13 protein-coding genes and 1 riboswitch are annotated in these 13939 nt (G+C 69.7%); of the genes, 6 read left to right on the plus strand and 7 right to left on the minus strand.

The features are described 5' to 3' along the window. Position 1 precedes the first annotated feature (1 nt). Positions 2-1570, minus strand: coding sequence for an ArnT family glycosyltransferase (locus ACQP06_RS05185; RefSeq protein ID WP_433670836.1), 1569 nt, complete (start codon positions 1568-1570; stop codon positions 2-4). A 240-nt stretch (positions 1571-1810) separates the two neighbouring features. On the opposite strand from ACQP06_RS05185, the gene ACQP06_RS05190 reads away from it, so the two are divergent. From ACQP06_RS05190 to ACQP06_RS05200, 3 genes are read left to right on the plus strand one after another with little or no spacing between them, the layout of a single operon-like run. Next, a complete protein-coding gene (locus ACQP06_RS05190) occupies positions 1811-2575 on the plus strand; it encodes an alpha/beta fold hydrolase (protein WP_433670838.1) in 765 nt (254 codons plus the stop codon). A 24-nt stretch (positions 2576-2599) separates the two neighbouring features. Next, complete coding sequence (locus ACQP06_RS05195; protein ID WP_433670840.1) at positions 2600-3160, plus strand: YdeI/OmpD-associated family protein; 561 nt, start codon at positions 2600-2602, stop codon at positions 3158-3160. Between the two features lie 13 nt (positions 3161-3173). Continuing rightward, positions 3174-4094 carry a sucrase ferredoxin gene (locus ACQP06_RS05200; RefSeq protein WP_433670841.1) on the plus strand — a complete coding sequence of 307 codons (921 nt, stop codon included), beginning with the start codon at positions 3174-3176 and terminating at the stop codon, positions 4092-4094. A gap of 34 nt (positions 4095-4128) precedes the next feature. On the opposite strand, the gene ACQP06_RS05205 is transcribed toward ACQP06_RS05200, so the two are convergent. After that, complete coding sequence (locus ACQP06_RS05205) at positions 4129-5115, minus strand: SDR family NAD(P)-dependent oxidoreductase (RefSeq protein WP_433670843.1); 987 nt, start codon at positions 5113-5115, stop codon at positions 4129-4131. Positions 5116-5264: 149 nt separating this feature from the next. On the opposite strand from ACQP06_RS05205, the gene ACQP06_RS05210 reads away from it, so the two are divergent. Together ACQP06_RS05210 and ACQP06_RS05215 are read left to right on the plus strand one after the other, a co-directional pair. Beyond that, positions 5265-8636, plus strand: coding sequence for an error-prone DNA polymerase (locus tag ACQP06_RS05210; protein ID WP_433670845.1), 3372 nt, complete (start codon positions 5265-5267; stop codon positions 8634-8636). Between the two features lie 104 nt (positions 8637-8740). Continuing rightward, positions 8741-8968, plus strand: a complete 228-nt coding sequence (locus ACQP06_RS05215) for a DUF167 domain-containing protein (RefSeq protein ID WP_357098257.1) — start codon at positions 8741-8743, stop codon at positions 8966-8968. Here the strand turns inward: ACQP06_RS05215 and ACQP06_RS05220 are convergent, their stop codons facing one another. After that, positions 8969-9433: a tRNA (cytidine(34)-2'-O)-methyltransferase gene (locus ACQP06_RS05220; RefSeq protein ID WP_433670847.1), complete on the minus strand. Its 465-nt coding sequence runs from the start codon at positions 9431-9433 to the stop codon at positions 8969-8971. A 110-nt stretch (positions 9434-9543) separates the two neighbouring features. On the opposite strand from ACQP06_RS05220, the gene ACQP06_RS05225 reads away from it, so the two are divergent. Further along, positions 9544-9789, plus strand: coding sequence for a DUF3017 domain-containing protein (locus ACQP06_RS05225; protein WP_379271967.1), 246 nt, complete (start codon positions 9544-9546; stop codon positions 9787-9789). A 115-nt stretch (positions 9790-9904) separates the two neighbouring features. Here ACQP06_RS05225 and ACQP06_RS05230 read toward each other — a convergent pair whose 3' ends face one another. The 4 genes from ACQP06_RS05230 to ACQP06_RS05245 form a co-directional block, all read right to left on the minus strand. Then, the gene (locus tag ACQP06_RS05230; RefSeq protein WP_433670848.1) at positions 9905-10066 is read right to left on the minus strand and encodes a hypothetical protein; all 162 of its coding nucleotides are present in this window, start codon (positions 10064-10066) and stop codon (positions 9905-9907) included. Between the two features lie 258 nt (positions 10067-10324). Beyond that, a complete protein-coding gene (gene metX / locus ACQP06_RS05235) occupies positions 10325-11488 on the minus strand; it encodes a homoserine O-acetyltransferase MetX (RefSeq protein WP_433670850.1) in 1164 nt (387 codons plus the stop codon). Beyond that, on the minus strand, positions 11485-12834 hold the full coding sequence (locus tag ACQP06_RS05240; protein ID WP_433670852.1) for a bifunctional o-acetylhomoserine/o-acetylserine sulfhydrylase: 1350 nt from the start codon (positions 12832-12834) through the stop codon (positions 11485-11487). The genes metX and ACQP06_RS05240 overlap by 4 nt, the downstream gene beginning before the upstream one ends. 96 nt (positions 12835-12930) lie before the next feature. Beyond that, positions 12931-13042, minus strand: a riboswitch (SAM riboswitch). 33 nt (positions 13043-13075) lie between these two features. After that, the gene (locus tag ACQP06_RS05245; RefSeq protein WP_433670853.1) at positions 13076-13813 is read right to left on the minus strand and encodes a TetR/AcrR family transcriptional regulator; all 738 of its coding nucleotides are present in this window, start codon (positions 13811-13813) and stop codon (positions 13076-13078) included. Between the last annotated feature and the right edge of the window lie 126 nt (positions 13814-13939).

The raw sequence follows: 13939 nt of genomic DNA on the forward strand, positions 1-13939 counted from the left end.
CTCAGATGCCGAGCGGCAGGTGCAGATCCATCATGTCCGGCCAGAGTTCCGGCCAGGGGTGCAGCGGGCCGCGGCAGACCGTGATGGCGATGCCGGTGTTCACGCCGGGGAACCCGTTGGGGTTGTCGAGATGGTCGAGGACCCGGACATTGCCGAACTGGCGGCGCAGGGTCGGTTCGGTGCTGTCGAGGCCGACGTAGAGCACCGCGCCGATGTCGCCGGGCGGCGGGCCGAAGTAGCCGAAGCCGCGGTTGGGGCTGTAGACGGGCGGCAGGCCGTAGTCGCGGCCGAAGTTCTGGATGGCGGCGGCCTGCCAATAGTTCTGGGCGACGATCGCTTTGGGCCGCTCGGATTCGGGCAGCTGCCGGTAGGCGTCGGCGACCTCGGCGGTCAGCTCGGACCAGCCCGAGTAGCCGTAGATGCTGGTCCGCATGGCGAAGTCGGCCTGGGTGCGGATGGCGGTGTGCACCCGCGACGGCGGCTGCGGCAGGGCGGCCACCAGCGCCGCGATGATCACCAGCGACAACCCGATGACCGGCAGCGCGATCACTCGCAGCACCCGATTGCCGCGCTCGCCGCGGTAGTAGGGCAGCGCGACCGCGCCGATGCCGAACAGCACCGGCAGGAATCCGGCGGTGTAGTACGGCCGCCCGTGCCCGAACAACACCACGGCCACCAGCAGGCCGGAGGCGACGAGCATGAACATGTAGGGCCGCAGCCAGCGTTCCCGGGCCAGGCTCCAGAACGCCCAGCCCGCGAGCAGGCCGCCGAGCAGTCCGGCCAGTCCTATCATCTGCGGCAGGCAGGCCAGCGGTCCGCCGCCGGCGGCGTCCTGTTCGGCGCCGATCACCTTGCTCATGGCCAGCGCGGGCCAGCCGTGCTGGTTCTGCCACCACAGGCCGGGCAGGGCGGAGGCGGCGAAGATGCCCGCGCCGATCCAGAGTCCGCGCCGCCACAGCAGTTCCCGCGGTCCGGCGACGACGATGCCCGCGGCCAGGCAGAGCAGGATGGTGGGGATGAACCACTTGACCTGGAGGTCGACGGCGGCGACCACGCCGACCGCGATGAGCAGCCGGTCGTCGCGGGTGCGGATCCAGCGGATGAGCAGCCAGATGATGGCGGCCTGCAGGGTGGCGTCGAAGGAGAAGGTGCTCAGCTGCACGGCCTGGGTGGCGGCGAGCGGGGAGATGCCGTAGGCGGCGGCCGCGATCAGTTGGGCGGTGCGGGAGCCGCCGAGCTCGTAGGCGACCGCGGCGCTGATCACGACGGCGGCGACGGTCATCAGCACCGCCGGTAATCGCAGCATCGGCGCGGAGCCGGGGGCGACGGCGTCGGCCAGGTGGGCGACGAGTGGGATCAGGACGCCTTGGTCGGCGTAGGTGAGACTGCGGTGGGCTCCGGCGGCGATGAAATACAGTTCGTCACCGAAGAAGTCGTAGCGCAGTGTCGGGACGGCGAGAAAGGTCCCGCAGAGCGCGGCTAGTAGGAGGACCCAGGCGGTAGCGAAGGTCGGCCGCGGCGGGCTCGGTTCATCGAGTTCGACCGCGGGGGCGGCAGCATTGAGAACCATATTTCCCCGACAAACAAGTATTGCTAAATCGGGGATCACGCTACCGTCAGGGCTGACCGATTACCGAAAAATGTGAAAGTGATCTATTTCACAGGTCAAAACGCTTGGTATCACGCCTGGACCTGCGCAGTTCCGCATTCATTCGTCAAGTGAATGAATAGGCAACCGTATCTGTATTCGATATGGCGGAGCACACAAATTGCGGCGGCGACCACTCGGCGATCCGTACTCTGGACAATCGTGGAGTCAACGGTCACCCGGGTCGAGTTCGATGACGTGTCGATCGCCTATCGCGATTCCGGCGCCACGGGCGGCCATCTCTACAGCGACACGCCGGTGGTCCTCGTGCACGGTATGGGCGGCGACGGGCACACCTGGGACCGGTTCGCGACCCAGCTGGTGCGCCGCGGCCGCCGGGTCATCATTCCGGACCTGCGCGGGCACGGGCGCAGCGCGCACACCGCGTCCTACCGGTTCGAGGAATTCGGCTCCGACATCCTCGCGCTGTGCGACCGGATCGGTCTCGGCACCGTCGACCTGGTCGGGCATTCCCTCGGCGGCTACGCCATCTCCTGGGTGGCCATGCAACGTCCGGAACTGGTCCGGCGCTTGGTGATCGAGGAACAGCCGTTGCCGCTGCGCTCCGGCGACGAACAGGTGAGCTTCACCCGCAGGCTGCCGTCGATCCCCGAACTGTGGCACGCCACCACCAGCCTGCTGCGGCACCCGCGCGCGGTGCTGGCCTTCGACCGATCCATGACCGGCGACGCGCTCGAACAGTTCCGCAAGCCCTACCCGGAGTGGTGGGACGGGCTGTCCGACATCACCGCGCCCACCCTGTTCCTGCGCGGCGGCCCCGGCGGCATGGTCGACCCCGACAAGCTCGAGCAGCTGCGCGCCGGCCTCGCCGACTGCACCGTCCGCGCCTTCGACTGCGGGCACAGCATCCACCGCGACCGCTACCCCGCCTTCGAGGCCGAAGTGCTCCCCTTCCTGGGGCACTGAGCTGCCGGTATCTAGAGTTGAACGGTGTCCGCATCCGAGCGACCCACGCTGTGGTTTCCCGACGAGTCCGCGTTCCGGGACTGGCTGTCGGCCAATCACGCGGCGGTGGACGGCATTTGGCTGAAGTTCGCGAAGAAGGGCTCGGCCTACGCCTCACTCGACCATGACGGCGCGCTGCGACAGGCCCTGTGCTTCGGCTGGATCGACGGACAGGCCAGGAAGCTCGACGACGATTTCCTCGTCATGGGATTCACCCCGCGCCGCCCGCGCAGCCAGTGGACGCAGTACGAGGTGGGGCTGGCGGGCGCACTGATCGAGGCCGGGATCGTGCATCCGGCCGGGCAGGCCGAGATCGACCGGGCCAAGGCGGACGGGCGCTGGGACAACGCCGTCGGACACGACCTGCCGCCGGACTTCCTGGACGCGCTGGCCCGGCACCCGGAGGCCGCCGTGTTCTTCGAGACCCTGCCCGTGCAATCGCGGATCGCGGTCGGCTACCACCTGGGCAGCGCGGTGCGGCCGGAGGCCCGGCAGCGGCGGCTGGAGCAGGTGATCGCGAAACTGATCGACGGGAAACCACTGTGACCGAGGGACGGCTGTGACGGGGTTCGAAGGATTGTCGTGTTCGGCTGCCGCACTGGAGGTTCCCCTACCCGGGAGCGCGACCCGCATCCCCGGCTGGCTGTGCGTCGAACAGCCCGGTGCCTGGGGACGCGACGTGATCGGCGACCAGGTGCTCGGGCCCGACATCACCCCCGAACTGGCCGCCCGCACCAAGGCGGCGCACGTGCGGCCCACCCTGATCCGGCGGGCGGGGCGGCGAGAATTCACCGGCGTCCGAACGGTTCTGCTCGCCAGTTCGCGGCCCGAGGGGTCGTGGTGTGAGCGGCTCGAGATCACCGACCCGCGGGAACTGCTGGACATCGATCTGCATCTGGTCGACGGGCCCGCGCCGGGAATCGGTGCGGCCGTGACGGATCCGCTGGTGCTGGTCTGCGCGCACGGCAAGCGCGACCAGTGTTGTGCGCTGCTGGGCCGTCCCATCGCCGCGAGCCTGTCCGCCGCCCACCCAGAGCGGGTGTGGGAGTGCTCCCACACCGGCGGCCACCGCTTCGCCCCGGCGGTCATCGTGCTGCCCACGGGTCTCACTTACGGCCGCCTGGACGAGGATTCGGCGCACGCCATGCTCGCCGCCGCCGACAAGGGCGAGGTCTCGCTCACGGGCCTGCGCGGCCGCAGCTGCTACGGCTCGGTCGAGCAGGTGGCGGAAATAGCGGTCCGCCAGGCCATCACCGATACGGGCGTCGACGACCTCACCGTCGAGACCGCGCCCGCCGATGCCGGAGACCCGACCGATCCGGCCACGTTCGCGGGTGCGGCCGTGGTGACGCATCGGGACGGCCGCTGTTGGCTGGTCACCGCCCGCACCGCCGCCTACTCGCCGCGGCAGGCCAGTTGCGGCGCGGCGCCCAAACCCGCCACCGCGGTGGTGCTGGATCGTTTTCAGCAACTCGACTGAGCGGCAATAGTTCCCGCCCAGGCTCCGTGACCGACTACCAGTGCGTGCCCGGGACCAGGCGGGCGGCGCGGCGCAGGGCGGTGCCGGTGGCGCGGACGGCCGGGGGCACGGCGCGGCGATGGCGTTGCGGGACGATGATTTCCACGTCGGTGGTCTCCGGCTCGGACACGGTCTCGCCCTTGGCGGCGGGGGAGTCCGGGATGGCGCGGTAGTACCGGTGCAGGACCCGTTCCTTGATGCCGGGGGCCACCAGGTTGCCGTATTCGGCGAGGGTGCCGAGCGGGACGTCGATGCGGCGGGGCCGTTCGGTGAGGGCCCGGACGATGAGGGCGGCGGCCCATTCCGGGGACTGGGTGCCGGCGCCCTGGTCGCCGCTGGGGGTGATCATGGGGGTGCGGACCAGCGGCATGTGGATGGTGGTGAAACTGATGTTGCTGGAGCGCATCTCGGCGGCGGTCACCTCGGCGAACTTGTCGAGGGCGGCCTTGCTGGCCAGGTAGGCGGCGAAACGCGGGGTGGCGACCTGCACGCCGGCGCTGGAGATGTTGACGATATGGCCGTCCTTGCGTTCGCGCATGCCGGGCAGCAGGCCCAGGGTCATGCGGACCGCGCCGAAGTAGTTGACGGCCATGGTGCGTTCGAAGTCGTGCATGCGGTCGGTGGAGCGGTGCACGGCCCGGCGGATGGAGCGGCCCGCGTTGTTGACCAGCATGTCGACGTGGCCGTGGGCGGCGAGCACGGTCTCGATGGTCCGGTCGACGGAGTCCTGGTCGGTGACGTCGCACGGGTAGGCGAAGGCGGCGCCGCCCGCGGCGGTGATCTCGTCCACCACGGTGGACAGTTCTTCGGCGCGACGGGCCAGCAGGATGACGAGCGCGCCCTTCTGCGCGGCGGCGAGCGCGGCCGCCCGGCCGATGCCGGAGGACGCGCCGGTGATCACGACGTGCTTGCCGGTCAGATCGCGGCGGGCGCGCCGACGGGCCAGGTAGCCGGTGCCGTTGTCGGCCGAGGTGTCGCTCATCGCTGCTCCCTTGCAGGTGGAATTGCCTCGAACTTACTCCAAAGTAAGTTACGACGCCACGGGCATTTGGCGTGCCGCCGTAGAGACCGATCGGTTTCGAATGTATGTTCGATACTCGAGACCGGTCGGATTGTGGAGGAGGTGGGCCGATGGGATGGGGCAACGGCCCGCCGACGTGGGCGGAGATGGAACGGGTGCTGTCCGGGCGACCCGATCCCGCGCGCAAACAGGTCGAGGGCGACGGCGGCGACAGCCCGGCCTGGTCGCGGAAACGCGAGAAGTACGAGGCCGGGGACATCGAGCGGGCCGCCCGGTCCACGGTGCCCTACGCCGAACTGCACACCCACTCCGCCTACAGCTTCCTCGACGGGGCCAGTCAGCCCGAGGAACTGGTGGAGGAGGCGGTGCGGCTCGGGCTGGAAGCCCTCGCGCTCACCGACCACGACGGGTTCTACGGGGTGGTCCGGTTCGCCGAGGCGGCCCGGGAATGGCGGATGCCGACCATCTTCGGCGCCGAGCTGTCCATCGGCACCGCCGCCCGCGCCGGAGCGCATCTCGCGCCGCGCGGACGCGGCTCGGGCTCCCGGCGGCGCGGCCGCGAAAACGACGCGGACGCACTGAATTCCGAACCCCGCACCGGCACCCCCGACCCCGCCGGACCGCACCTGCTGGTGCTGGCGCGCGGGCAGGAAGGCTACCGGCGGCTGTCGCGGGAGATGGCCGCCGCGCACATGGCGGCGGGGGAGAAGGGCATCCTGCGCTACGACCTGGACCGGCTCACCGAGGCCGCGGGCGGGCACTGGCACATCCTCACCGGCTGCCGGAAAGGCACTGTGCGACAGGCCCTGCAGCAGGGCGACGCGGCGGCCGAGGCGGCGCTGCGCGACCTGGTCGACCGTTTCGGCCGCGACCACGTGAGCGTGGAACTCACCCACCACGGCATCCCCGAGGACGACGAGCGCAATGCCCGGCTGCTCGCTCTCGCCGACCGGGCCGGGCTGCCCGTGATCGCCACCACCGGAGCGCATTTCGCGGCCCCGCCGCACCGCCGCCGGGCCATGGCGCTGGCCGCGGTGCGGGCCCGTTCCAGCCTCGACGACATGGCGGGCTGGCTGGCCCCCACCGGCGGCGCGCACCTGCGCTCCGGCGACGAGATGGCGCGACTGTTCGCGGCCTGCCCGCAGGCCGTGCCCAATGCCGTTGCGCTGGGCCGGGACTGCGCGTTCGACCTGCGGCTGATCGCGCCGCAACTGCCGCCCTTCGACGTGCCCGACGGGCACGACGAGAACTCGTGGCTGCGGGAGCTCACCTTCGCGGGCGCGGCCCGCCGCTACGGTCCGCGCGCCGGGAACGCGGCCGCCTATCGGCAGCTCGAACACGAGCTGAACGTCATCGCGACCCTGAACTTCCCGGGCTACTTCCTGGTCGTGCACGACATCGTCAGCTTCTGCCGCGACAACGACATCCTGTGTCAGGGAAGGGGTTCGGCGGCGAATTCGGCGGTCTGCTACGCCATCGGCATCACCAATGTGGATCCGGTCGCCAACCAGCTGCTGTTCGAACGGTTCCTGTCGCCGGAGCGGGACGGGCCGCCCGATATCGACGTCGACATCGAATCGGATCGGCGTGAGGAGGCCATTCAACACGTCTACGCGAAATACGGGCGCGAGTACGCGGCGCAGGTGGCCAATGTGATCACCTATCGCGGGCGCTCCGCGGTGCGCGATGCCGCACGCGCACTGGGCTTCTCGACCGGGCAGCAGGACGCCTGGAGCAAACAGGTGAGCCGGTGGACCGGCGTCGCGGGGGAACAGCACACCGACATCCCGGACGACGTGCTCGCGCTGGCCGGGGAATTGGAGGGCCTGCCCCGGCATCTGGGCATCCACTCCGGCGGCATGGTGATCTGCGACCGGCCCATCGCCGACGTGTGCCCGACCGAATGGGCGCGCATGGCGAATCGCAGTGTCCTGCAATGGGACAAGGACGACTGCGCGTCCGCCGGGCTGGTCAAGTTCGATCTGCTCGGACTCGGCATGCTGTCGGCGCTGCACTACATGATCGACCTGGTGGCCGAGCACAAGGGCCAGACCGTCGAACTGCACCGGCTGGACCTGGGCGAGGACGCCGTCTACGACATGCTGTGCCGCGCCGACTCGGTCGGCGTGTTCCAGGTGGAGTCGCGCGCCCAGATGGCGACCCTGCCGCGATTGCGGCCGCGCAACTTCTACGACCTGGTGGTGGAGGTGGCGCTGATCCGGCCCGGACCGATCCAGGGCGGATCGGTGCACCCCTACATTCGCCGGCGCAACGGGCGGGAGAGACCCGACTACGACCATCCGTCACTGAAGAACGCGCTGGCACGCACCCTCGGCGTGCCGCTGTTCCAGGAACAGCTCATGCAGATGGCCGTGGACGTCGCCGGATTCACGCCCGCCGAAGCCGATGAGCTGCGCCGCGCCATGGGATCCAAACGCTCCACGCAGAAGATGGAGCGGCTGCGGGCCCGCTTCTATCAGGGCATGCGCGACCTGCACGGGATCACCGGTGAAGTGGCCGACCGCATTTACGAGAAGGTGTACGCTTTCGCGAATTTCGGTTTCCCGGAAAGCCATTCGCAGAGTTTCGCCTCGCTGGTGTTCTATTCGGCGTGGTTCAAACTGCATCACCCCGCGGCCTTCTGCGCCGGGCTGCTGCGCGCCCAGCCGATGGGGTTCTATTCGCCGCAGTCGCTGGTCGCCGACGCGCGGCGGCACGGGGTGACCGTGCATGGGCCCGACATCAACCACAGCCTGGCCGAGGCGACCCTGGAGGCGAAGGGGATGGCGATCCGGCTGGGGCTGGCCGCGGTCCGGCACATCGGGGCCGAGTTGGCCGAACAGATCGTGGCCGCCCGCGAGCTCGGGCCCTACACCTCGTTCCTGGATCTCACCGGACGCGTGGAACTGACCGTGCCGCAAGCCGAGTCACTGGCCACCGCGGGCGCGCTGGACAGCCTCGGCGGCACCCGCCGCGAGGCGCTGTGGGCGGCGGGCGCGGCCGCGGGGGAACGATCCGACCGGCTGCCCGGCACCGGCGCGGCCACCGCGGCCCCCGCCCTGCCCGGTATGAGCGCGCTGGAACTGGCCGCCGCCGACGTGTGGGCCACCGGCGTCTCACCCGGCAGCTACCCGACCGAATTCCTGCGCGAACGCCTCGACGCGCTCGGCGTCGTCCCCGCCGACCGGCTCCTCGACATCCGCGACGGAACCCGGGTGCTGGTCGGCGGCGCGGTCACCCACCGGCAGCGCCCGGCCACCGCGGGCGGCGTCACCTTCCTCAATCTGGAGGACGAGACCGGCATGGTGAACGTGGTCTGCTCGGTCGGCCTGTGGGCCCGCTACCGCCGCCTGGCCACCACCGCCCCCGCCCTGCTCATTCGCGGACGGGTGCAGAACGCGGAGGGCGCGGTCACCATCGTCGCCGACCATCTGCAACGCATGGACCTGCGCATCGAGGGCCGCTCCCGCGACTTCCGCTGAACCGCGCCCGGATTCGACAGCTGGTCGGTCACGTTCGCCTCCCGCCACCACGGCATCCGCGGCACTGCGGGAGAATCGCCCCGGGAGCAGGGAAGGAGAGCGGCGTGACAGTGGTCCGGGCGACCATCAAACCCGGCAGCAAGAAGGGGCCGCTCGTCGAGATCCTCGACGACGGCGCGCTGCAGCTGTACGTCCGCGCCCCCGCGGTGGAGGGCAAGGCCAACAAGGCCGCCATCGAACTGCTGGCCGCCCACTTCGGCGTCCCCAAGTCCGCGGTCCGCCTCACCGGTGGCGCGACCTCCCGCTTCAAACGCTTCGAGGTCGACGACTAGTCAGACCGCGCCCGGGAATCCCATCTGCCGCCAGGCCTCGTACACCGCGACCGCGGCGGCGTTGGAGAGGTTCATGGAGCGGCGGCCGGGAAGCATGGGGATGCGGAGCTGGTCGGTGACGCGCGGATCGGCGAGCACCTCCTCGGGGAGGCCGGTGGGTTCGGGGCCGAAGAGCAGGACATCGCCGTCGCGGTAGGTGATCTCGGTGTTGCGGGTGGTCGCGGCGGCGGTGAAGGCGAAGACCCGTTCGGGGGCGATGGCCTCCCAGGCGGCGGCGAGACTCTCGTGCACGGTGACGACGGCCAGGTCGTGGTAGTCCAACCCGGCCCGGCGTAGCTTCGGCTCGGATAGGTCGAAGCCGAGCGGTTCGATCAGGTGCAGTGCGCAGCCGGTGCCGGCGGCCAGTCGGATGGCGTTGCCGGTATTGGGCGGGATGCGGGGTTCGAAGAACACGAGATGGAACACGGGATCCAGCATTGCAGAGCGGCGGTTAAGCTCGTGCGGTGAGTCCAGCCCATGCCGCACCCCAGAGTCGCAGCAGTCGTGCGGGGGAGTTCGCCCGCGAGAATCTGCCCATGCTGCTGGTGGGCGCGGTGCTGGTGGTGGCCGTGGTCTTCCTGGCCTGGGATCGCTGGCGGCGCGGAACATTCTTCTTCGGCGGCGCGACGCTGCTCGCGGCGGCGCTGCGGCTGATGCTGCCCACCGATCGGGTGGGTCTGCTCGCGGTGCGCAGCAAGGGTTTCGATGTGGTCTGGCTGACCGTGCTGGGTGTCGCGATCATCGTGCTGGCGGCGACCATCAGCAGTCTCGGCGTCACGTAGCGGAGCCGTGGGGCCTCGCGGGGCGCGGGGCCGGGGCCGCGACCGGAGTCGCGGCGCTGGAAAAGATGAGCGAGTTGTTCTGCCGCCGGTGCGAACCGGCGGCGCTGGGGGATAGCTAGAACGAGGTTATGCGGCGGCCGAGTTCGCGTCGCAGCACTTCCTGGTCCGGGAGTCTGTGCAGGACACGGAGTATGGCCGGGCGGAGTTCACGCTGCTCGTCCTCGGAGAGCAGATCGACGAGATCGCGGAGATCCATGTCATCGAATGCGGCGGTCATGCCGAATACATTACGGCTGATATGCCCGCTGCACACGTATTCCGGAACACCGGTTACGGAGGCGTCATGCGCGCGAAACCGAAAGCGCGTCAGGACAATTCACTGGAAACAGGCCCGATACGTCGCGTAACGTGCCGTCGGCTGTGGCAGCGGCCGGGCAGCGGACATACGGCATTCGGGCAGCGGCGACACCCTATTCGGGCAGCGGCGACACCGGCGCGATGGCAGCAGTGGCGCCGCCGTTCGGGCAGCGCCGGCTCAGTGACCCGACACGCGCTGGGCGCGGGCCAGTTCCATGGTCTCCAGCATGAGTTTGCCGACCGCCTCGGTCTCGGTCAGGAACCCGTCGTGCCCGTCCTTGGAGTGGATGACCTCGAGCCCCTTGGAACCGGGCAGCAGATCGGCCAGCTCCTGCTGGGTGCGCAGCGGGTAGAGCCGGTCCGAGTCCACCCCGCCGATCACGCACGGCACCGGCGTCGAGGCCAGGGCCGCCGCGACGCCGCCGCGGCCGCGACCTACGTCGTAGCGGTTCATGGCCTCGGTGAGCAGCACATAGGTGGCCGGATCGAAACGCGCGATCAGCTTGTCCGCCTGGTACTCCAGGTAGCTCTGCACCGCGTAGCGGCCGCCCGCGCGCGGATCCTCGTCGCCCTGGCCGTGGTTCTCGAAGCGGTGGTCGAGCTCGCCCTCGGTGCGGTAGGTCAGGTGCGCGATGCGGCGGGCGATGCCCATGCCGGTCATGGGCGCGCGCCCGGTGCCGTGGTAGTCGCCGCCCTGCCAGTCCGGATCGGCCTTGATGGCGGCGATCTGGGTGGTCTGGGTGCCGATCTGGTCGGCGGTGGCGCGCGCGCCGACCGCCAGCACCAGGGCCGCGCCGACCCGTTCGGGCCGGCCGATCATCCACTCCAGCACCCGCATGCCGCCCATGGAGCCGCCGATCACGGCGGCCAGGCGGTCGATGCCGAGCAGGTCGAAGAGCTTGGCCTCGGCGGTCACCTGGTCGCGGATGGACAGCGCGGGAAACCGGGTGCCCCACGGCTTCCCGTCCGGGGCCAGCGAGGCCGGGCCGGTGCTGCCCTTGCAGCCGCCGAGCACATTGGTCGCGATGACACACCATTCGCGGGTGTCCACGGGCGCGCCGGGGCCGACGATGCCGTCCCACCAGCCGGCCTGGTTGTGGTGCACGTCGGCGGGGCCGACCACGTGCGAGTCGCCGGTCAGCGCGTGCTCCACGAGCACCACGTTGTCCGCGTTCGCCGATAGTTCGCCCCACCGCTGGACGGCCAGCGTGGCGTCGGGGATCACGGCCCCGTTCTCGAGTTCCACATCGCCGATGGCGATGCTCCCGAGCGTCCCGTCGGGCGGCGGCAGCAACAGCTCCGCCGCGTGCCGGGACGTTCGCGATTCGATGTTCACGGTCAACTTGCCGCCGCCGTCAGTCCGGCGCGCAGATCCGCCAGGATGTCGCCGATGCCCTCGATGCCCACGGCCAACCGCACCAGACCAGGCGTGACGCCGGAGGCCAGCTGCTCGGCCGGGGTCAGCTGGGAATGCGTGGTGGATGCCGGGTGGATGACGAGCGAGCGCACATCCCCGATGTTAGCGACATGGCTATGGAGCACCAGCGCCTCCACGAACTTCTTGCCCGCGTCGACTCCGCCGGCCAGCTCGAAGGACACGATGGCGCCCACGCCCTTCGGTGCCAGCTGTTTGCCCCGCTCGAACCACGGCGAACTGGGAAGTCCGGCGTAGTAGACCTTCTCGACACCGGGCTGCCCGGCGAGGAACTCGGCCACCGCCTGCGCGTTGGCCACGTGCCGCTCGATGCGCAGGCTCAGCGTCTCGAGACCCTGCGCGATGAGGAACGCGTTGAACGGCGACACCGCCGCGCCCAGGTCGCGCAGCAGCTGCACGCGGGCCTTGAGCGCGTAGGCCGGAGCGCCGAGGTCGGCGAAGACCGCGCCGTGGTAGCTCGGGTCGGGGGTGGTGAAGCCGGGGAAGCGGGACTCGCCCGCCTCGTTCTTCACCGTCCAGTCGAAGGAGCCGCCGTCGACGATCACGCCCGCGACCGCGGAACCGTGTCCGCCCAGGTACTTGGTGGCCGAGTGCACCACGATGTCCGCGCCCAGCGCCAGCGGCTGGATCAGGTACGGGGTGGCGACGGTGTTGTCCACGATGAGCGGCACCCCGGCGGCGTGCGCGACCTCGGCGATGCCCGGAATGTCGAGGACCGAGCTGCTCGGGTTGGCGACGGTCTCGCCGTAGAACGCCTTGGTGTTGGGTCGCACCGCCGCACGCCACTGCTCGAGGTCGTCCGGGTCCTCGACGAAGCTGACCTGGATGCCCAGCTTGGGCAGCGAGTAGTGCAGCAGGTTGTAGGTGCCGCCGTACAGGTGCGGGCTGGCCACGATGTGGTCCCCGGCCTCGGCGAGATTCAGGATCGCGTAGGTCTCCGCGGCCTGTCCGGAGGCCAGCAGCAGCGCGGCAACACCACCCTCGAGGGCGGCGATGCGCTGTTCCACCGCGTCCTGGGTGGGGTTCATGATGCGGGTGTAGATATTGCCCGGCTCGGCGAGTCCGAACAGCGCGGCGGCGTGGTCGGTGTCGCGGAACGCGTAGGACGTGGTCTGGTAGATGGGCAGGGCGCGGGCTCCGGTGGCGGAATCGGGAGCCTGGCCGGCGTGAATCTGCTTGGTCTCGAAGGACCAGTTGGCCGGATCCAGGGTGCCGTCAGCGGGGACGGCCGCGGGCGCGGTCGAGTCACTCATGTGTTCTGCTCCAAAAACAAGGTCGCCGAATGGCGGAAGTTTGACGTTATCGAGAAGCGAATGGGCTTCGACAACAACACATTTCGGTAGACCTCCTAGTTGCGCTTGCGTTCGGCCCTCGAACGCCCGGTCTGCACCCGGAGCACCCCACCGCAGCTGGAGGGTTGCCGATCAGCAAGCCGGGGCCTTAACGCTGATGCTCTTGACCTAATGCGGGATTCTAGCGGCCGTCCGGCCCGATCTACGCAGTGGGGTTTGTCGCATTCTCGGTGGGATTTCCCCCGTTTACGGGGGGAAATAGCGTTGTCGCACCACAACAGACCCGCCGGAATTCGTCGAATGCCGCCTGGACGCTGTCGGCGAGCATGCGGGCGGTGGTGACGGTGGTGCAGTCCGGGAACTCGTCGCTGTCCTCGAACTCGCATTCCATGCCGACCCGCACGATGCCGTGCCAGGTGGTGGCGATGAGCCGCACGGTCAGGTGGTCCTCGGGCAGTCCCAGGCGTTCGGCCAGCACCTCGGACATGGCCCGGGTCTTGGTGTCGGCCGATTCCATGCTGAGCGCGCGCACGGCGACGCTGTCGCGGGTGATGCGCTGCATCTGCTGGAACCAGCGGAACGGCACGGGCGCGTCGGAGTCGATGATCTGCTCCACGACCGCGAGGAACGCGCCGAGCAGCGCTTCCATCTCGTCGCCGGTGACGGGCTGGGCGCGCAGCTGATCGGCGAGGGCCTGTCCCCAGCCCTCGATGGGGGCGATGACGATCGCCTCCTTGCTGTCGAAGTACCGGTTCACGGTGCGCGGGGAGACGTCGGCGGCGTCGGCGATCTGCTCGACGGTGGTGGCGTCGAAGCCCTGTTCGCCGCACAACCGCAGGGCGACGTCGATGATCCGGGTCCTGGTCTGCTGCTTCTTGCGTTCACGCAGGCCGGGGCGGTGACGCGAGATCACACCGATGTGACTTGACAACTCCGACATCCCTCCATCGTAGGTCCTTCCTGCGTTTTCCTGTCCCAGTATGACAACTGTCGCGCTGCGACATTTTTCCCTTGACGCCAATTGTCGGTGGGGGTCACTATGGTGGAGCTGCCTTCGAACTCCAGA

It is taken from the genome of Nocardia sp. CA-136227, from assembly GCF_050955695.1.
Lineage (GTDB): Bacteria > Actinomycetota > Actinomycetes > Mycobacteriales > Mycobacteriaceae > Nocardia.

Bases quoted from the DNA above. Each gene is read 5' to 3' on its own strand.
- ACQP06_RS05185 (WP_433670836.1), bottom strand. From the start codon at position 1,570: ATGGTTCTCAATGCTGCCGCCCCCGCGGTCGAACTCGATGAACCGAGC.
- ACQP06_RS05205 (WP_433670843.1), bottom strand. From the start codon at position 5,115: ATGAGCGACACCTCGGCCGACAACGGCACCGGCTACCTGGCCCGTCGG.
- ACQP06_RS05240 (WP_433670852.1), bottom strand. From the start codon at position 12,834: ATGAGTGACTCGACCGCGCCCGCGGCCGTCCCCGCTGACGGCACCCTG.
- ACQP06_RS05230 (WP_433670848.1), bottom strand. From the start codon at position 10,066: ATGACCGCCGCATTCGATGACATGGATCTCCGCGATCTCGTCGATCTG.
- ACQP06_RS05210 (WP_433670845.1), top strand. From the start codon at position 5,265: ATGGGATGGGGCAACGGCCCGCCGACGTGGGCGGAGATGGAACGGGTG.
- ACQP06_RS05245 (WP_433670853.1), bottom strand. From the start codon at position 13,813: ATGTCGGAGTTGTCAAGTCACATCGGTGTGATCTCGCGTCACCGCCCC.
- ACQP06_RS05225 (WP_379271967.1), top strand. From the start codon at position 9,544: ATGCTGCTGGTGGGCGCGGTGCTGGTGGTGGCCGTGGTCTTCCTGGCC.